Origin of the sequence: Micromonospora sp. WMMD714 (genome assembly GCF_029581315.1) — a bacterium.
Lineage (GTDB): Bacteria > Actinomycetota > Actinomycetes > Mycobacteriales > Micromonosporaceae > Micromonospora > Micromonospora rifamycinica.
On the sequence record NZ_CP120744.1, the window covers coordinates 6,006,101 to 6,026,581 of the forward strand.

The 20,481-nt window shown below is 75.3% G+C and carries 6 protein-coding genes; all 6 read right to left on the reverse strand.

From position 1 onward, the window contains the following. Positions 1-14: 14 nt before the first annotated feature. Entirely contained in the window at positions 15-15,464 is a 15,450-nt protein-coding gene (locus O7625_RS25655) for a type I polyketide synthase (RefSeq protein ID WP_282342242.1), read from the reverse strand. A 40-nt stretch (positions 15,465-15,504) separates the two neighbouring features. Beyond that, positions 15,505-16,698, reverse strand: coding sequence for a cytochrome P450 (locus O7625_RS25660; protein ID WP_282342244.1), 1,194 nt, complete (start codon positions 16,696-16,698; stop codon positions 15,505-15,507). 40 nt (positions 16,699-16,738) lie between these two features. Further along, positions 16,739-16,954 carry a DUF5988 family protein gene (locus O7625_RS25665; RefSeq protein WP_282342247.1) on the reverse strand — a complete coding sequence of 72 codons (216 nt, stop codon included), beginning with the start codon at positions 16,952-16,954 and terminating at the stop codon, positions 16,739-16,741. A 132-nt stretch (positions 16,955-17,086) separates the two neighbouring features. After that, positions 17,087-18,046: a Gfo/Idh/MocA family oxidoreductase gene (locus O7625_RS25670; RefSeq protein WP_282342249.1), complete on the reverse strand. Its 960-nt coding sequence runs from the start codon at positions 18,044-18,046 to the stop codon at positions 17,087-17,089. Continuing rightward, positions 18,043-19,026, reverse strand: a complete 984-nt coding sequence (locus tag O7625_RS25675; protein WP_282342251.1) for a Gfo/Idh/MocA family oxidoreductase — start codon at positions 19,024-19,026, stop codon at positions 18,043-18,045. The genes O7625_RS25670 and O7625_RS25675 overlap by 4 nt, the downstream gene beginning before the upstream one ends. 355 nt (positions 19,027-19,381) lie before the next feature. Further along, entirely contained in the window at positions 19,382-20,467 is a 1,086-nt protein-coding gene (locus O7625_RS25680; RefSeq protein WP_282342253.1) for a cellulose binding domain-containing protein, read from the reverse strand. Positions 20,468-20,481: the final 14 nt, after the last annotated feature.

Sequence of the window (20,481 nt, forward strand, 5' to 3'; positions counted from 1 at the left end):
TTCGTCATCGATGGTCAGCTCGTCGTGCCCAGGGCACGCTGGACGAGACCGGCGATGTCCAGGGCGTCGATCAGTTCGCCGTCGTCGGCCGCCGGGGGCGGCCCGGCGGACGGCACGGTGGTGTCCACATCTGCCAGGCCCAGCAGGGCCTCCAGCACCCCCGCCTCCTTGAACCGGGCGATCGGCACGGACGCGAGGACGCGCCGCAGGTCGTCCTCGCGGCCCGCCAGGTCGTCCTCGGGCTCCCGGAGGAGTTCGGCACGCAGGTATCCGACCAGCGCCTCCGGGGTCGGGTAGTCGAAGATCAGGGTGGCGGGCAGGCGCAGCCCGGTGGCCGCGTGCAGGCTGTTGCGGAGGTTGACCGCGGCCAGCGAGTCGAAGCCGACCTCCTGGAACGGCTGCCGCGGCCCGATGCCCTCGGCACCGCCGTGCCCCAGCACCGTCGAGGCGTGCCCCCGCACCAGCCGCAGCAGGATCCGCTGCTGTTCGCTGTCGGTGACCCCGCGCAGCGAGTCGGCCAGCGAGGCGGCGGCGTCGCTGTCGCCGGCGTCGGGCTGCGACGCCGCCAGGGCGGCCTTCGCCTCGGGCAGGTCCGCGAAGAGCGGACTGGGTCGCACCGAGGTGAACGCCGGGATGAAGGCGGCCCAGTCCATGTCGGCCACCGTCACGGAACGCTCGTTGCCGGCGACCGCCTGGACCATCGCGGTCACCGCCACCGCCGGGGGCATCGGCAGGACGCCCCGACGCCGCAGCTGGGCCAGGGCGGCCTCGTCCATGCCCACCCCGATTTGGTCCAGCGCGCCCCAGCCGATCGACGTCGCCCGCAGGCCCCGGGCCCGACGCCATTCGATGAGGGCGTCCAGGACGGCGTTCGCCGCGCCGGACGGCCCCTGGCCGCCGCCGCCCCAGACCCCGGCGATCGACGAGAACACCACGAACGCGTCGAGCGGGGTGTCCCGGAACAGCTCGTCCAGCCACACGGCGGTGTCCACCTTCGCGGCGAACACCCCGGCGAGGTCGCGTACCCCGGTGTCGTCGACGGAGCTGGTCTGGGTGACGTCGGCGGCGTGCACCACGGCGGTGACCGGCTGCTGCGGCGTCGTCGCGGCCACCAGCGCGGCGATCGCCTCCCGGTCGGCGTCGGGGCAGGACTCCACCACGGTGGACAGACCCAGCCCGGCCAGTTCGGCGCGGAGCTCCGCCACGCTGTCGTCGGGCGCGTGCGCGGTGGTGGTGACGATCAGCCGGTCGACGCCGGCCTGCGCGAGCCAGCCCGCGGCGTGCCGGCCGAGCCCCTCCGCCCCGCCGGTCACCAGGACAGTGCCCCGGGGCTGCCAGCGGGCGCCGGCCGCCGCCTCCGGCACGGGCTTGCGGACCAGCCGGCGGCGGTAGGTGCCCGAGCGGCGGATCGCGAGCTGGTCCTCGTCGGCGGCGGTCAGCACCCCGAGCAGGGCCTGGGCCGTGCGGGGGTCGCCGGACGCGGGCAGGTCGACCAGGCCGCCCCAGCGGTCCGGGCGTTCCAGCGCGACGGCCCGGCCGAGACCCCAGAGCGCGGCCTGGGCCGGTGCGGTGACGGCGTCCTGGATGCCGATGTTCACCGCACCCCGGGTCAGGCACCACAGCGGCGCGGAGACGCCCCGGTCGCCGAGGGACTGCACCAGGGCGAGGGTCGCCGCCGCGACCTCGGTCGGGGTGCCGGGGTCCAGGGCGAGCAGGGACAGCACGCCGGCCAGGTCGTCCCCGGCCGGCACGGTGGCCAGCCGACCGACGAGCCGTTCCCGGGTACGGTCCGACGCGTCGACCTCCAGCAGGGTGGTGTCCAGGCCCTGTCCGGCCAGCTCGGTGAGGAGCCCGTCGGCCCGCTGGCCCGACGGCACCACGACGAGCCACCGCCCGGCCGGCACCCCGACGGCCTCCCGCTCCAGGGGCTGCCAGGTCACCTGGTAGCGCAGCTTCTCGGCGGTCGACATCGCCCGGCGCCTGCGCCGCCAGTCGGCCAGCACGGGCGCGACGGTGTCCAGGGCGCCGCGCTGGTCGGTCGAGTCGACGTCCAGCAACGCGGCGAGGGAGTCCAGGTCGGGGCGCTCCAGCGCGGCCCAGAAGTCGGCGTCCGCGCCGTCGGCCGGGTCGGCCCCGTCGGTACCCTCGTCGGCCTCGTGCAGCCAGTAGTGCCGGTGGTCGAAGGCGTACGTGGGCAGCTCCACCCGGGCCGGGACGGGCGGCAGCAGGGCGGCCCAGTCCACCGCCACCCCCCGCACGAACAGCTCGGCCATCGAGGTCAGCAGCCGTCGCGGGCCGCCGTCGTCGCGCCGCAGCGTCCCGACCACCAGCCCGTCGGTGATCTCGGTGATCGGCTGCACCAGCACCGGGTGCGCGCTGAGTTCCACGAACACGCCGTGCCCCTGGGCGACCAGGTCCGCCACCGCCGGGCCGAAGCCGACCTGGCTGCGCAGGTTCCGGTACCAGTAGTCGCCGTCGACGATCCCGCCGTCGCGGATCCAGTCGCCGGTGACCGTCGAGTAGAACGGAATCTCCGGCGTCCGGGCCTCGATCCCGGTCAGCACGTCGGCGAGCGTCTGCCGGATGTCCTCGACGTGCCAGCTGTGGGAGGCGTAGTCGACGGCCACCCGCCGGACCCGCACCCCCTGGCCGGACAGGAACGCCAGGGCCTCGTCCAGGGCGTCGGCGTCGCCGGCCACCACCACCGAGGACGGGCTGTTGACCGCGGCCACCTCGATCCGGCCCGCCCAGGACGCCAACCGCCCGAGCACGTCCTGCTCGGCGAGGGCGACCGAGGCCATCCCGCCGCGGCCGGACAGCTTCCCGGCGATGGCCTGGCTGCGCAGCGCCACCACCCGGGCCGCGTCCGGCAACGACAGCGCGCCGGCCACGCAGGCGGCGGCGATCTCACCCTGCGAGTGCCCGAGCACCGCGTCCGGTCGTACCCCGACCGACGACCACACCGCCGCCAGGCCCACCATCACGGCGAAACCCGCCGGTTGCAGCACGTCGACCCGCTCCAGCAGGTCGGCGGAGGTCTCGCCGCGCAGCACGTCGGCCAGCGACCAGTCGGTCCACGGCTCCAGGGCGGCGGCGCACTCGGCGATCCGGGCGGCGAAGACCGGCGAGGTGTCCAGCAGCTCCCGGCCCATGCCGACCCACTGCCAGCCCTGGCCGGGGAACACCCACACCAGCCTGCCGGGCAGGTCGACCGTGCCGGTGACCAGGCAGGGGTCGTTCTCGCCCCGGGTCAGCGCGCCGAGCCCGGCGAGCGCCTCGGCGTCGGTCCGGGCCACCACCACGGCCCGCCGGCCGAGCTTCGCCCGGCCCGACAGCAGCGCGCCGGCCACCCCGGCCAGCGACGCCGTGCCGCCGTCGCGGAGGAAGGACGCCAGCCGGCCGGCCTGCCCGGCCAGCGCGCCCGCGCTGCCCGCCGACACGACCAGCGGCACCACACCGCCGGGGTCGACCTGCCGGTCGGCCACACCGCCGGGGTCGACCTGCCGGTCGGCCGGTGCCGGGGCGTCGACCGGCGGCGCCTCCTCCAGGATCACGTGCGCGTTCGTCCCGCTGGCCCCGAAGGAGGACACGGCGGCCCGGCGCGGTCGTGCGCCGCGCGGCCAGTCCCGGGGCTCGGTCAGCACCCGGACCGCGCCGGCCGACCAGTCGACCTGGGTGGTGGGGGTGTCCACGTGCAGGGTGGCGGGCAGCATCCCGTGCCGCAGCGCCTGCACCATCTTGACCACCCCGGCCACCCCGGCCGCCGCCTGGGTGTGCCCGATGTTCGACTTCAGCGACCCCAGCCAGAGCGGCCGCTGCGGATCCCGGTCCTGCCCGTAGGTGGCCAGCAACGCCTGCGCCTCGATCGGGTCACCCAGCGCGGTGCCGGTGCCGTGACCCTCCACGGCGTCCACCTCGTCCGGCGTCAGGCCGGCGTTGGCCAGCGCGCTGCGGATCACCCGCTGCTGCGACGGGCCGTTCGGCGCGGTCAACCCGTTGGACGCGCCGTCCTGGTTCACCGCGCTGCCACGCAGCAGCGCCAGCACCGGATGCCCGCGCTCCCGGGCCACCGAGAGCCGCTCCAGCAGCAGCACCCCGACCCCCTCGGACCAGCCGGTGCCGTCGGCGCCGTCGGCGTACGCCTTGCAGCGGCCGTCGGCGGACAGCCCGCGCTGCCGGGAGAACTCCAGGAACGCGTCCGGGCTGGACATCACGGTCGCGCCCCCGGCCAGCGCCATCGAGCACTCGCCCTGGCGCAGCGCCTGGGCGGCGAGGTGCATCGCCACCAGCGAGGACGAGCAGGCGGTGTCCAGGGTGACCGCCGGCCCCTCCAGGCCGAACACGTACGCCACCCGCCCGGAGGCCACACTCGCCGCCGCCCCGGTCATCAGGTAGCCCTGCACGTCCTCGGGCACCCGGTGCAGCCGGGTCACGTAGTCGTGGTGGACGATCCCGGTGAAGACCCCGATGTCGCTGCCCTTGACCGACAGCGGGTCGATGCCCGCCCGCTCCAGCGCCTCCCAGGAGGTCTCCAGCAGCAGCCGCTGCTGCGGGTCCATCGCCAGCGCCTCGCGGGGCGAGATCCCGAACAACGTGCCGTCGAACTGGGCGGCGTCGTAGAGGAACCCGCCCATCCGGGTGTAGCTGGTGCCCGGGTGGGCCGGGTCCGGGTGGTACAGCCCGTCGAGGTCCCAGCCCCGGTCGACCGGGAAACCGGCGACCGCGTCGCGCCGTTCCCGGACCAGGTTCCACAGCTCCTCGGGGGTGTCCGCGCCGCCGGGCAGCCGGACGCTCATCGCGACGATCGCGATCGGCTCGTCGGAGGCGACCGTCCCGGCCACGCTGGACGGTTCCCGGCGTTCGCCGAGCAGTTCGGCCCGCAGGTGGGCGGCGAGGACCGCCGGCGTCGGGTAGTCGAAGACCAGGGTGCTGGGCAGCCGTACGCCGGTGAAGTCCTGGAGCCGGTTGCGGAGCTTGACCGCGCTCAACGAGTCGAAGCCGAGGCTCTTGAAGGCCTGCCCCTCGTCGAACGCGTCGGAGCCCCGGTGACCGAGGACCACGGCGGTGCTCTCCCGGACCAGGTCCAGCACCATCCGGAGCTGGTCGGCGACGGCCAGCCCGGCCAGCCGGTCCGGTAGCGCCGCACCGGTCGCCCCGCCCTGGACCACCACCCGACGGGTCAGCGGCGACGTCGGCCGGTCGTCGGCCGGTGTCGCCGGCTCGACGACGGTGGTGTCGAGGGTCAGCGGGCCGATCGAGGCGACGGGTCCACCCGCGGCGTCCGCCAGCTCCAGCAGGTGACCGCCGTCCGGGGTCGGCGTGGTACGCAGCCGCACCGCGGCGGCGCCCTGCGCGTACACCGCCATGCCCCGGCAGGTCGAGATGTCCCGCTGGTCGTCGCCGGCCAGGATCCGCAGCGCGGCGTCGACCAGCAGCGGGTGGAGGGTGAACGCGGCGGCCTGGTCGGTCAGGTCGCCCGGCAGGCTGAGTTCGGTGTCCGCGCGGTCCCGCAGGTCGAAGGCGGGTTGCGGGATGCCGGGCACCAGCACGGCGCGGGCGTGACAGGTCCACCGGCCGGCCCCGTCGCCGTCGGGACGGCCGTGCACGGCGACGCCCCGGCGTCCGTCCGGGCCGGGACCGTCCACGGTCACCCGTACCACGGTGGCCCCGGACTCCCCGACCGCCAGGGGCGCTTCGACGACGAACCGTTCGAGGCCGCCGCAGCCGACCTCGTCGCCCGCCCGGACCAGCATCTCCAGCAGGGCGGCGACCGGCACCCGGGAGGCCGGGCCGGCCGGCAGCCCCGGGGTCCGCGGTGACAGTCGGCCGGTGAACACCAGGCCACCGGTGTCGGGCACGTCGACCACGGTGCCGAGCAGCGGGTGTCCGGCGCTGGTGACGCCGAGCGCCGTCGCGCCCCCGGCGGCGGTGTCGTCGGGCTCGGCCCAGTACCGCTGGTGCTGGAACGCGTAGGTGGGCAGTTCGGTCCCCAGGCCCGGGGCACGCCGGCCCAGCAGGCCGGTCCAGTCGACGGGCACGCCCCGCACGTGCAGGGCCGCCACCGCGGTCACCAGGCCGGCGGCCTCCGCGCCGTCCTTGCGCAGCACGGCGAGGCAGCTCTCCTCCGGTACGCCGAGGGTGGCCAGCGCCATCGCGGCGAGCGCCCCGCCCGGACCCAGCTCCAGGAAGGTCGTCGCGCCGTGCCCGCTCAGCGCGGTGACCGCGTCGCCGAACCGGACCGCGCCGCGCGCCTGGTCGACCCAGTACTCCGGGGTGCCCAGCCGGTCGTCCCCGACCAGCGCGCCGGTCAGCGTGGACACCACCGGCAGGTCACCCGGCCGGAACGACAGCTCCGCCAGCACCGCGTGGAACTCGTCGAGCATCGGCGTCATCAGCGGCGAGTGGAAGGCGTGGCTGACCGGCAGCCGGCGGGTCTTGCGGCCCCGACCGGCCAGCTCGGCGGCGACGGCGAGCACCGCGTCCTCGTCGCCGGAGAGCACCACCGCGTCGGGGCCGTTGACCGCCGCGACGCAGACCACGCCCCGCGCCCGGGCGAGCAGCGGCGCGACCTCGGCCTCGGTCGCCTGGACGGCGACCATCGCGCCGCCGGTGGGCAGGTCCTGCATCAGCCGGCCCCGGGCGGCGACCAGCCGGGCCGCGTCGTCCAGGTCCAGCACCCCGGCGACGTGGGCGGCGGTGATCTCCCCGACCGAGTGGCCGGCGAGCAGGTCGGGTCGTACCCCCCAGGAGCCGACCAGCCGGAACAGCGCGGTCTCCAGGGCGAACAGCGCGCCCTGCGTGTAGACGGTCTGGTCGAGCAGCCCGCCGTCGGCCGCGAACACCACGTCGCGCAGCGGGCGCGGCACGTGCCGGCCCAGGTGCCGGTCCACGGCGGCGCAGGCGGTGTCGAACGCCGCCGCGAAGACCGGGAAGGTCGCGGCGAGGTCGCGTCCCATCCCGACCCACTGGCTGCCCTGGCCGGTGAACAGGACGGCCAGCTTGCCCGGGGCGGCGGTGCCGGTGACGGTGCCGGGGGCCGGCTCGCCCCGTTCGAGGGCGTCGAGGTCCGCGCCGGCCCGCTCCCGGTCGGCCGCGAGCACGACCGCGCGGTGGTCGAGGTGGGCGCGGGTGGTGGCGAGGGCGTGGGCGGCGTCGGCGAGCCGGACGTCGGGCCGGTCGGCGAGGAACCGGGCGAGCCGGCCCGCCTGGCCGCGCAGCCCGGCGGCCGTCCGCGCCGACACCACGACCGGGACCGGGAAGCCGGTCGGCTCCGGCTCCGGCGGGTCGGTCACCGGCCGGTCGGGGGCCGCTTCGAGGATGACGTGCGCGTTGGTGCCGCCGATGCCGAAGGACGACACGGCCGCCCGGCGGGGCCGACCCGTGTCCGGCCAGTCGCGCGCCTCGGTCAGCAGCTCCACCGCGCCCGAGGACCAGTCCACGTTGCCCGACGGACGGTCGACGTGCAGCGTCCGGGGCAGCACGCCGTGCCGCATGGCCAGCACCATCTTGAGGACACCCGCGACGCCCGCCGCGGCCTGGGTGTGCCCGATGTTCGACTTCACCGAGCCGAGCCACAGCGGCCGGTCGGCCGGCCGGTCCCGGCCGTACGTGGCGAGCAGCGCCTCGGCCTCGATCGGGTCGCCGAGGGTGGTGCCGGTGCCGTGCGCCTCCACGGCGTCCACGTCCGCGGTGCCCAGCCCGGCGTCGGCCAGCGCCCGCAGGATGACCCGCTGCTGCGACGGGCCGTTCGGGGCGGTCAGCCCGTTCGACGCGCCGTCCTGGTTCACCGCCGATCCCCGGACCACGGCGAGCACCTGGTGGCCCCGGCGGTGGGCCTCCGACAGCCGCTCCACCAGCAGCAGTCCCACCCCCTCGGACCAGCCGGTGCCGTCCGCGCCGTCGGCGAAGGCCTTGCACCGGCCGTCGGGGGCGAGCCCACCCTGCCGGGAGAACTCGACGAACGTCTCGACGGTGCCCATCACCATCACGCCACCGGCCAGGGCCATCGTGCACTCGCCCCGGCGCAGCGCCTGCGCCGCCAGGTGCAACGCCACCAGCGAGGAGGAGCAGGCGGTGTCGACGGTGATCGCCGGTCCCTCGAAACCGAACAGGTAGGACACCCGGCCGGAGATGACGCTGCCCGAGCTTCCGGTGAGGCGGAATCCCTCGGTGCCGGCGGCCTGGAGGGTGCGGGTGTCGTAGTCGTGGCTGTTGACGCCGACGAAGACGCCGACCTCCTGCCCGGCCAGCGTGGTCGGGTCGATCGCGGCCCGCTCGAACACCTCCCACGAGGTCTCCAGCAGCAGGCGCTGCTGCGGGTCCATCGCCAGCGCCTCGTTCGGTGAGATGCCGAAGAAGGCCGCGTCGAAGCCGGCGGCGTCGTCGAGGAAAGCGCCGTGGCGCACGTACGAGGTGCCGGGGTGGTGCGGATCCTCGTGGTAGAGCCCGTCGGTGTCCCACCCCCGGTCGGCGGGGAACTCGGTGACCGCGTCGACCCCGTCGGCCACCACCCGCCACAGGTCCTCCGGGCTGTGTACACCCGCCGGGAAGCGGCAGGCCATCGCCACGATCGCGATCGGCTCGTCGGTCGTCGGGGCGGGGTTTGCGGAGCCGACCGGGGAGGTCGCCGTCCCGCCGACCAGCCGGGCGCGGAGGTGCCCGGCGAGCGCCACGGGTTTCGGGTAGTCGAAGACCATCGCCGGGGACAGCGTGAGCCCGGTCGCGGTGGCCAGCCGGTTGCGCAGCTCCACCGCGGTCAACGAGTCGAAGCCGGCGTCCTTGAAGCTGCGACCGGGGTGCACGGCGTCCACGCCGGTGTGCCCGAGCACCGCAGCGGCGTGCCCGCGTACCAGGTCGAGCAGCAGCTCGGTCTGCGCGGCCTCGGCGAGTCCGGCGAGGCGCTCGGCCAGCGGGACCGCCGCGGCGGCACCGCCGGCCCTCGGCCGCGGCGCCGGGGCCAGCGCGCGGAGCAGCGGCGGCACCGGGTCACCGGCCGCGGCGGCCCGCCGCACGGTGGCCAGGTCGAGCTTCGCCGCGACCAGGACGTCGGCGACGCCGAGGGTGGCGTCCAGCAGCGCCATCCCCTCGCTGGCGGACAGGCCGGTCATGCCGGTACGCCGGTGGCGGCTCAGGTCGGCCGTCCCCAGGTGCCGGGTCATGGCGCTGGCCTGCGCCCAGTAGCCCCAGGCGAGGGAGACGGCGGGCAGGCCGAGCCGGTGCCGCTGCTGGGCGAGCGCGTCCAGGCAGGCGTTGGCGGCGGCGTAGTTGGCCTGCCCCGGGTTGCCCAGGACGCCGGCCGCGGAGGAGAACAGCACGAACGCGGCGAGGTCCAGGTCCCGGGTGAGTTCGTCCAGGTGCCGCGCGGCGTCCAGCTTCGGCCGCAGCACGGTGTCGACCCGTTCCGGGCGCAGTTCGGTGAGCACCCCGTCGTCGAGGACCCCGGCGGTGTGCACCACGGCGGTCAGCGGGTGCTCGGCCGGCACCGTCGCCAGCACGGCCTGGAGCTTTGCCCGGTCCGCCGCGTCGCAGGCGACGATCCGGACCGACGCCCCCAGCGCGGTCAGCTCGTCGTGCAGCTCCGGGGCGTGTCCCCGGCGGCTGAGCAGGAGCAGGTGCCGGACGCCGTGCGCGGTGACCAGGTGGCGGGCGGTGGTGGCCCCCAGCGTGCCGGTGCCGCCGGTGACCAGGACGGTGCCGTCGGGGTCGAGCGGGCGGCCCGGTGTCGGCCCGCCGGGGGTGAACCGGGCCAGCCGGGGCACCTCGGCGACGCCGGCACGCACCCGCACCTGCGGCTCGCCGGTGTGCAGCACCGCCGGCAGCGCGGACCGGGACGCGTCGTCGAGGTCGACCAGCACGATCCGGTCCGGGTGCTCCGACTGCGCCGACCGGACCAGGCCCCACACCGCCGCGGCGTCGAGCGTGGTGTGGTCGCCGGTGACGACGACCAGCCGGGTGTCGGCCAGACCGGGTTCGGCGAGCCAGGCCTGCAGCAGCGCCAGCGCGGCGTCGAGCGCCGTGCGGGGATCCCCGGTGGCCGCCTCGTAGAGCAGGGCGTCCGGCGGGGTCGCCGCGGCCGTGGCGACGTCCCCGCCGGTCGTGACGGGCACGATGTCGAGGGCGCGGTCCACCGGCGGCAGCGGCAGGGCGGCCCACTCGACCCGGAACAGGGCGTCGGGCGGCAGCGTGCCGGGGTCGGCGGTGGGCGCGGCGGTGCCGAGGACGGCGTCCACGGTCAGCACGGGTCGCCCGGCGGCGTCGGTCAGCGTCAGCGCGGTCCCCCGCGACGACGTCGGTCCCGGCCGCACCTGGACGGCGGTGGCCCCCGACGCCAGCAGGGTCACCCCGGTCCACCCGGTCGGCTGGGTGCCCGCGGGCAGCACGTCCCGGACGGCCGCGTCGAGCAGGGCGGGGTGCAGCCCGTAGCGCTCGGCGTCGCGTTCCGCGCCCTCGTCCAGGCCGACCTCGGCGGCCACGTCGGTCATCGGGTGGGTCGCCGGGGCGGCGGCGGGCGCGAGGGTGCCGTGCGCGTGCCGGATCCACGGCGCGTCGAACGGGGCGTCCGGTTCCCGGGAGTAGATCTCCACGGACCGCCGCCGGGTGTCGTCGGGTCCACCGACCACGGCCCGCACGTCCCGGCCGCCACGCGCCGGCAGCAGCACGGGCGCGTCGACGGTCAACGTGTCGAGGGTGGGGGTGTCGGTCAGGTCACCGAGCCGGATGGCGACCTCGACCAGGGTGGCGTTCGGCACCGCGACGGCGGCCGACCCGGGCGGCCCGGACAGCCACGGCAGCGACCGCGACGACCACCGCGCGGTGGCCGCGAATCCGGCCCCGTTCGGCAGGCTCACCACCGCGTCGAGCAGCGGGTGTCCGGTGGTCGTCTGGCCCAGCGACGTCGCGTCGGTCGCGGTCGGCGTCGACCGCAGCCAGTAGTGCCGGCGGTCGAAGGCGTAGGTCGGCAGGTCCACCCCGCCGGGCGGCGGCGGGACCAGCGCGGCCCAGTCGACCGCCACCCCCCGGACGAACAGCTCGGCCATCGAGGTCAGCAGCCGCCGCAGGCCACCGTCGTCCCGCCGCAGCGTGCCGGTCACCAGCACGTCGGTGTCGGCCACCAGCTCGCTGATCGGCTGGACGAGCACCGGATGCGCGCTCACCTCGACGAAGACGCCGTACCCCTGGTCGACCAGGGCGGCGACGGCCGGGCCGAACCGCACCTGGGCACGCAGGTTCCGGTACCAGTAGGCGCCGTCCACCACCCCGGCGTCGCGGACCCATCCGCCGGTCACGCAGGAGTAGAAGGGCACCACCGGTGTCCGCGCCTCGACCGGGGCCAGCACCTCGGCCAACGTCCCCTCGACGTCCGCCACGTGCCGGGTGTGCGAGGCGTAGTCCACCGCCACCCGCCGGACCCGGACGCCCCGGTCCGTCAGCGCCGCCGACGCCTCGTCCAACGCCCCGACGTCACCGGCGATCACCACCGACGACGGACCGTTGACCGCGGCGACCTCCACCCGGCCCGCCCAGGGCGTGAGGTACGCCGTCACCTCGTCCTCGCCCGCCGCGACGGACGCCATGCCACCGCGGCCCGACAGCGTCGAGGCGATGGCCCGGCTGCGCAGCGCCACCACCCGCGCCGCGTCGTCCAGGGACAACGCGCCGGCCACGCAGGCCGCCGCGATCTCGCCCTGCGAGTGACCCACCACCGCGTCCGGCCGCACCCCGACCGACGACCACACCGCCGCCAGGCCCACCATCACCGCGAACGACGCCGGTTGCAGCACGTCGACCCGCTCGGTCAGCTCCGGGTCGGCGACCCCCCGCAGCACGTCCAGCAGGGACCAGTCGATCCACGGCTCCAGCGCGACCGCGCACTGCGCCACCCGTCGCGCGAAGACCGGCGACGTGTCGAGGAGTTCCCGGCCCATGCCGACCCACTGCGTGCCCTGGCCCGGGAACACCCACACCATCCGGCCCACGGCCTGCGCGCCGCCGGTCACCACACCCGCCGCCTGCTCGCCACGGGACAGCGCGCCCAGCCCGGCCGACGCCTCGTCCACCGAGCCCGCCACCACGACGGCCCGTTCGTCCCACACCGCCCGCTGCGTCACCAGCGCGCCGGCCACCCCGGCCAACGGCACGCCGGTCCGTGCGACGAACGCGGCCAGCCGGCCCGCCTGACCGGCCAGGGACGCCGCGCCGCGCGCCGACACCACCAGCGGCACCACCGGTGGGAGCGCCTCGGCGGGGGTCGGCTCCCCGGGGACCGGCTCGGCGGGCGCCTCCTCCAGGATCACGTGCGCGTTCGTCCCGCTCACGCCGAACGACGACACCCCGGCCCGGCGGGGCCGACCGGTGCCGGTCCACTCCCGGGGGCGGGTCAACAGCTCCACCGCACCGGCGGACCAGTCCACCCCCGCGGCCGGGGCGTCGACGTGCAGCGTCGCCGGCAGCACCCCGTGCCGCAGCGCCTGCACCATCTTGATCATCCCGGCCACCCCGGCCGCCGCCTGGGTGTGCCCGATGTTCGACTTCAACGACCCCAGCCACAGCGGCCGGTCGGCGTCCCGGCCCTGGCCGTAGGTGGCCAGCAACGCCTGCACCTCGATCGGGTCACCCAGCGTCGTCCCCGTGCCGTGGCCCTCCACGGCGTCCACCTCGGCCGCCGTCAGACCGGCGTTGGCCAGCGCCCGGCGGATCACCCGCCGCTGCGCCAGGCCGTTCGGCGCGGTCAGCCCGTTGGATGCGCCGTCCTGGTTCACCGCGCTGCCCCGGACCACCGCCAGCACCCGGTGGCCGCGCTCGCGGGCCACCGACAGCCGCTCCAGCACGAGCACGCCCGCGCCCTCGGCCCAGCCGGTGCCGTCGGCGGCGGCGGCGTACGCCTTGCACCGGCCGTCCGGGGCGAGCGCCCGCTGCCGGGAGAACTCCACGAAGGTGTCGGGGGTCGCCATCACCGTCGCCCCGCCGGCCAACGCCAGGGAGCACTCGCCCTGGCGCAGCGCCTGGGCGGCCAGGTGCACCGCCACCAGCGACGACGAGCAGGCGGTGTCCACGGTGATCGCCGGCCCCTCGAAGCCGAACACGTACGACACCCGGCCCGACGCCACGCTGGCGGCCGACCCGGTGGTGGTGAAGCCCTCCAGCTCCGGCGCGTCGACGCCGCTGCCGTAGCCGTGCCCGAAGACGCCGGTGAACACCCCGACGTCGGCCCCCCGGTACGCCGACGCGTCGATGCCGGCCCGCTCCAGCGCCTCCCACGAGGTCTCCAGCAGCAGCCGCTGCTGCGGGTCCATGGCCAGCGCCTCCCGCGGCGAGATGCCGAAGAACCCCGCGTCGAACAGCCCGGCGTCGGGCAGGAAGCCACCGTGCCGGGTGTACGAGGTGCCGGTGCGGTCCGGGTCCGGGTCGAAGAGCCGTTCGAGGTCCCAGCCCCGGTCCTCGGGGAACCCGGTGACCGCGTCGACCCCGGCGGCCACCAGCTCCCACAGCTCGTCCGGCCCGCTCACCTGACCGGGCAACCGGCAGGCCATGCCCACGATGGCGATGGGCTCGTCGGGGTCGGCGGCCGGCGTCGGCTCGTCGACCGGCGCGTCGACGCCGAGGATCTCGGCCCGCAGCCGGTCGGCCAGCGCCCGCGCCGTCGGATGGTCGAAGACGACGCTGGTCGGCAGCGGCAGCCCGGTGTCCGCCGTCAGCCGGTTGCGCAGCTCGACGATGGCCAGCGAGGTGAACCCCAGGTCGCGGAACGCCCGGTCGGCCGGCACCGATCCGGGTCCGGGCTGGCCGGTCACCGCGGCAGCCCGGGTCCGCACCAGGTCGGCCAGCAGGGCGAGCTGGTCGGGTTCGTCGAGGGCCGACAGCCGCCGCCGCAGGGTCGCCGTGACAGCGGGGTCGGGCTCGGTGAGGGTGGTCAGCGCGTCGTGGTGCTCGGTCGCCGCGTACACCATTCGGCCGGGCTGTTCGGCCAGCAGCCGCCGCTGCACCTTGCCGGAGGCGGTCCGGGGGATCCGGGTCACCTCGCGGACCTCGGCGGGCACCTTGTAGGCGGAGAGCTGCTCGCGGCAGCGGGCCAGCAGGGCCTGGACGTCGAACCCGGTCCCGTCGGGGATCACGTAGGCGACCGGCACCTCGCCGAGGGTGTCGTGGGGCACCCCCGCCACGGCGACGTCGGCGACCCCGGGCACGGTCCGCAGCACCGCCTCCACCTCGGTGGGGTGGATGTTCTCCCCACCGCGGATGATCAGCTCCTTGCGCCGGCCGCAGATGGTGAAGTACCCGTCGTCGTCGCGCCGGGCCAGGTCACCGGTGCGGAACCAGCCGTCGCGCAGCGCCTCGGCGGTCGCCTCCGGGCTGTCGTGGTAGCCGACCATGACGTTCGGCCCCTGGACCCACACCTCCCCCTCGGCCCCGGCGGGCAGGTCCAGGCCGGTGTCGGGGTCGACGACACGCACTCCGACACCGGGGACGGGCAGGCCGCAGGATCCGTCGACCCGCCGGCCGTCGGGCGGGTTGATGGTGATCGCCCCGCACGTCTCGGTGCTGCCGTACGCGTCGACCAGCGGCACCCCGAAGGTCTCCTCGAACTCCCGGCGCAGCCCGGCGCCGAGGACCGCGCCTCCGGCCAGGCCGATCCGCAGGCTGGGTGCCGTGAAGCCGTGTTGCCGGGCCGCCGTCACCAGGTGCTGGTAGGTGGTGGGCACGCCGGCCAGGAAGGTCGACTCCTCCTGGTGGAGCATCCGGAGCACGTCCGCTGCGGAGCTGCCGTCCATGATCCGGGCGGTGGCGCCGACCACGGTGACGGACAGCACGCAGGCGATGTGCGAGAGGCTGTGGAACAGCGGGAGCGGCCAGAGCACCCGGTCCCGGTCGGTCAGCCCGGGGATCGGCACGTAGCAGGAGGCGACCGACCAGAGGCAGTTGCGCTGCGTCGACAGCACGCCCTTGGGGCGGCCGGTCGTCCCCGAGGTGTAGAACATCCAGGCCACGTCGTCGAGGCCGAGGGCGTCGCCGGCCGGCTGGTCCGGTTCGGCCTCGGCGAGCGCGTCGTAGGACAGCATGCCGGCCGGCACGTCCGCGCCGGTGACCAGCACCGTGAGGTGCGGCATCGACCGGAGCCGCCCGGCCAGCGCGGCGTCGGTGACGACCACCGTGGCGCCGCTGTCGGACAGCAGGTACTCCAGCTCGGCCTGGGCCGAGGCGGGGTTGAGCGGCACCCCGACGCCGCCGGCCCGGACGATCGCGAGGTAGCTCTCCACAGTGGCCACCGACTGGTGCAACCAGATGGCCACCCGGTCGCCGGTCCGGACCCCGAGGCCCGCCAGCTGCCCGGCGAGCCGCCGGGTCCGCGCGTCGAGTTCGCGGTACGTCACCGCCCGCCGGTCGTCCTCGAAGGCCACCTTGCCGGGGAACCGGGCCGCGTTCTCCTGGAGCGTGACGGACAGCGGCCGGATGAGGTCGGTTCGCACGGCGTGGCTGGTCCTTTCGAGGATCGACGGAGCGGGACGCTCACCAACGGACGGGCAGGTGCTGCACCGCGAAGACGGATCCCTGCAGGCGCAGCGGCACCTCGTCGGCCGGGATGGCCAGGCTCAGCTCGGGGAAGGCCGTCAGCAGCGCCGACAGCCCGGTACGCAGCTCGACGCGGGCGAGGTTCTGGCCGAGGCACTGGTGGATGCCGAAGCCGAACGCCACGTGCCCCGAGGTCTCCCGGTCGATGTCCAGCTTCGCCGGGCACGGGAACTTCGCCGGGTCGCGGTTGGCCGCCGGCAACGACACCGTGACGGTGTCGCCCTTGCGGATCAGCTCGCCGTGCAGCTTGAGGTCCTCCAGCGCGGTGCGGTACGTGTGGTACTGGTTCACGGTGAGGTAGCGCAGGAGCTCCTCGATCGTGGCGTCGAGCCGCTGCGGTTCCGCCCGGAGCAGGGCCAGCTGCTCCGGGTGGTGCAGCAGGGCGAACACGCCGACGGCCAGGGCGCTCTCGGTGGTCTCGTAGCCCGCGAAGAGCAGCAGCGTGATGATGTTGCGCACCTCTTCCCCGGTCAGTTCCGGGTCGGCGACCAGGGTGCTGATCAGGTCCTCCCGGGGCTGCCGGCGTCGCCGCTCGACCACCTCGTCGAAGAACGTCCCCGTCTCGGCGTACGCGGCGGCGGCCTCCGCCGGGTCGGCCTCCGCGTCGTGCAGCAGGATCACCGCGTTCAGGTAGCGGTCGCGTTCCTCGTACGGCAGGCCGACCAGCTCGGCCAGCACCCGCAGCACCAGCGGCTGGGCGAAGGTCTTGACCAGGTCGGCGGGTGCCCCGTGCGCCCGCATCACCTCGATCTGTTCGGCGGCGACGGCCTCGACGTGCGGCGTCAACCGGTTCGTCCGCCGGACGGTGAACTCGCCGGTCAGCAGCCGGCGGTAGCGGGTGTGCTCGGGCGGGTCCATGTGGATGAACATCCCGGGGATCAGCGGGTGGGTCGGGATCACCTGCCCCTGGTGGGTCACCGGGAAGTGGCCGACCTCGCAGCTGTGGCTGAACCGGGGGTCGCTGAGGACCTCCCGCACCAGTTCGTAGCTGGAGACGATCCAGCCGACGTGCCCGTCCGGGTAGCGCATCCGCGCGAGCGGACGCTGTTCCCGCAGTTCGTCGAAGATCGCCGGTGGATCGAACTTGTCGGTCCGCGCCCACGGCACTTCGAAGGAAATGGCGTCGGTCATGGATTCCTTCTCCCTCGGAAAATGGTGGGTGGGCGGCTGTCTATTCGGCGATCTTCGTGCGACCGGTCCAGCGGAAGACCGCCACTTCGGACCCGTTCACCGTCTGGTATTCGCCCTCGTGGACGAAATGCTCGTAGCCGGCCCCGTGCCGAATCTTGAGGATCTGTCCCAGCGCCGCCTCGGGGACGCTGCGGTGCGCCGACGACAAGTCGACCGGTCCGCCGCTGAGGACGACTTCCACCTGCGTGACACTCATCTGATCTCCCACTTTCGCCGGGTCGTTCCGCCTGGAACCTGGGCGCGCGATTCCCGCACCGACACGGTCGGCGCCATTCTCACGAAACGTGATCGACAGGTCCGGTTCCGGGCATCGGCCGGGCCGCTGTCGTCATCCGAAGTCGACGGGCTGCCCGGTGCGCAGTGATTCGTAGGCGGCCTGGATGATCCGCTGCGTGCGGAGCCCGACCTCGCCGTCGGGGCCGGTCCCCTTGCCGGTGTCGACCGTGTCGAGGAATTCCCGGAGCATCAGCGGATACCGGTCCTCCCCGCCCGGCTCCCGCCGTTCACCACCGGTGGCGGCGTCGAAGCCGCCGAGCAGCCGGGGAGCGGCGTCGTACTCCACACTCGCCCGGTCCCCGACCAGGGTCAGGCTGGGGCCGGCCGCCGCCTGGCTCCCGCTGCAGTCGAGGGTGGCGACCACCCCGCTGCGGTACGTCACGGTGAGCACCGCGGCGCTCTCCCCGCCCTGACCGCCACCGAGCACGTCGTTCGCCTGTGCGTAGACCTGCTCGGCCGGTGCCCCGCCGAGCACCATGTCCACCAGGTCGAGCAGGTACGGGGCGTTGGCGGCGACGGCTCCGACGGTCGTGTCGGCCGCCGGCGGGGTGTGGTACACGCCCTGGATGGTGGTCAGGGTGCCGACCGCGCCGTCGGCGATCCCCCGGCGGACGGCGGCGAACGCCTCGCCGTAGCAGGCCGGGGAGGCGAGGGTCAGCCGGACACCCGCCATGTCGCAGGCGTCCACCATCTCCTTGACGTCCCGCTCGCTGAGCGCCAGCGGCTGTTCGCACAGCACGAACGCCTCCGCCTCGGCCATCCGTTCGACGATCTCCCGGCGGCGGTCGACGGCGCTGGTGACCACGACGGCGTTCGGCCGCCAGGGCAGCACCTCGTCCCAGTCGTCGAGGTAGGGCACCCCGAGCTCCTCGGCGAGGGCGCGGGCCCGGGTCTGGTCGTCCGGCGCACCGTCGGGGTCGGCGATGAGCAGTTCGACGTCGGGCAGGTCGTGCAGCAGCCGGGCGTAGACCTCGGCGCGCTCGTGCGCGAGGGACAGGACGGCGACTCTCATGCGGCTCCCTTCACAGGCAGTTCCACGGCACGGCCGGTCCAGGCGGACTCCGCCGCGGCCTGGGTGATCCGGACCGCGGCCAGCGCGTCCCGGGCACCCAGTCGCGGTTCGGGGCCGCCCAGGAAGGCCTGGGCGAACTCACGCATCTCGGTGGCGAACACCGACGTCCCGGCGTAGCCGAAGCCGCCGGCCTCGCCGTCGGCCACCCGGACCTCCTGGGGCCATTCGGAGTCGTAGCTCACGCTGCCGCCGGTGCCCGAGACCTGGAACGCCACCCGGACGGGGGGCTTCGGCGTGGCCGTCCACCGGCTCACGACCTGGCTGATCGCGCCGCTGGCGTGGGTGAGCACGACGGTTCCGGTCGCCACCTGCCCCTGCGGGGCGGGTGCGGCGATCTCCCCCTGGTAGCGGGCGTACACCCGGACGACCTCACCGAACACCCAGTACGCCAGGTCCGCGCCGTGCAGGAGCTGGTCGGTCAGGATCCCGCCGGACCGGGCCGGCACCGACGCCGTCCAGGGCCTCGGGTGGTACGCGGAGAACTGGAACCGGGCGACCGTGCCCCGGCCGATGCCGCCGGTGGACACCACCTCGTGCAGCCGGGCGAACGCCGGGGCGAACCGCACGTCGTGGGCCGGGTAGAGCCGGACCCCGGCGCGCTCCGACGCGTCGACGATCTCCTCGGCCTCGGCGGTGGTGGCGGCCAGCGGCTTCTCGCACACCACGCCCACGCCACGGGCCATCGCGGCCAGGGCGATCTCGCGGTGGGTGCCGGTGGGGGTGCAGATGTCCACGGCGTCCGCGCCGTCCAACGCCTCCTCCAGCGAGTCGACGGCCCGCGCCCCGAACTCGCGCGCCAGCTCGGCGGCCCGGCCGTCGTGGGAGTACACCCGGACAGCCGCCCCGGCGCCGATCCACGCGTCCAGATGGAAGCGGGCTATCAGGCCCGCACCGATCAGAGCCACTTCAAGCTGTCGCATGGCAAGTCCAGACCTTCCTCCCGCTGCCGGACCCACGGAACTCACAGGCACGGATCTATGCCTGGTTAGACTCGCCCACTCCCCTGGTCAGGGGCCATAACCAACGTGGGTAGTTCGGTCCGGTGACCGGTTCGCCGGTTTCGTCCCGGCAGGGTCGCGGCCCCGCCGGGCAGCCGTGGACCAGCCCACACCCGGGCCGGCGGTCGCCGCGTCCCGGGCCGGTCGCGGCGGACACGACGGTGGGCGGCACGCGTTCGCGTGCCGCCCACCGTGCACCGACTGACCACGGACCGGCCGGGTGGCGGCGGCCCGGGAAGCGGGCCGGCGGCCGACCGGGTCGGCCGCCGGCAAGGAGCTACCGGACGACGAGGTTCAGCGGGTTGGAGATGCCGACGCCCCCGTGGGCGTCGTAGACCCGGACGGTGTAGACCGACGACGTGGCGGCCGCCAGGTCCACCGTGAACTGGTAGCGCTGCCCGCTGTTGGTCGCCGTCGTGGCCACCCGGGTCGCGCCGAGGTACAGCTCGGCCCGGTTGATCACGTCTCCGGGGTCGGCGTCGGCGGCGTCGGCCACCAGCGTGACCGTCGTCGGTTCGAGGAAGTACGTCTGCCCGCCGGGGATGCTCAGCGCCACCGCCGGGGGCGTGTTGCTGCCGGTGGCCGGGGGCGTCACCACCGTGATCAGCCGGGGCGGCGCCCCGCCGGACAGCGACTGGTCGGTGCCGGCGGAGACGTTCAGCACGAAGGTGGTGCTGGTGCCGGGCGCACCGACCGGCGCGGTCCACTGCGCCTCGAAGCGGTCGCCGGTCGTCCTGGTCCCCTGCGCCACCGTGACGCCGTTCACCCGGAACGACACCGAGGTGATGTAGTGGCCGCCGCCCACCGTCGCGGTCGCCGCCAGCGGGACGGGGCCCGGCGCGGTGTAGGTCGCACCGGCAGCCGGGCTGAGCCAGGTGACGATCGCCGGCCAGTCGGCGACCGTCGGGGTCGGGGTCGGCGTCCGGGTCGGCGTCAGACTGGGCTGGACACCGCCGGTGCAGGCGACCCCGTTGAGGGTGAACGCGGCGGGTACCGGGTTGCTGCCGAACCAGCTGCCGACGAAGCCGATGTTGACAGTGCCGTTGGTGCCCAGTTTCGCGTTCCAGCCCAGGTTGGTCGCGCTGACCTCCCGGCCCGTCTGGCTCCAGGTGGCGCTCCAGGTCTGCCCGAGCAGCTGGTCGACGGCGGGGAAGGCGAACCGCAGCGTCCAGCCGTCGACCGGCTCACCCAGGTTGGTGACCGCGATGTCGGTGCTGAAGCCACCGGTCCACTGACTGCTGACGACGTAGTTCACCCGGCAGCCGGCGGCCGCGCTGGCCACGCCGGCGTTCGTGGTCACGGCGACCAGACCGGTCACGGCGACGACGGCGGCCACGACGACGGCCGTCAGCGATTTCCTCATGGCACACCCCACCC

Coding starts and splice junctions, on each gene's coding strand:
- O7625_RS25660 (WP_282342244.1), bottom strand. CDS start 16,698: ATGACCGACGCCATTTCCTTCGAAGTGCCGTGGGCGCGGACCGACAAG.
- O7625_RS25665 (WP_282342247.1), bottom strand. CDS start 16,954: ATGAGTGTCACGCAGGTGGAAGTCGTCCTCAGCGGCGGACCGGTCGAC.
- O7625_RS25670 (WP_282342249.1), bottom strand. CDS start 18,046: ATGAGAGTCGCCGTCCTGTCCCTCGCGCACGAGCGCGCCGAGGTCTAC.
- O7625_RS25675 (WP_282342251.1), bottom strand. CDS start 19,026: ATGCGACAGCTTGAAGTGGCTCTGATCGGTGCGGGCCTGATAGCCCGC.
- O7625_RS25680 (WP_282342253.1), bottom strand. CDS start 20,467: ATGAGGAAATCGCTGACGGCCGTCGTCGTGGCCGCCGTCGTCGCCGTG.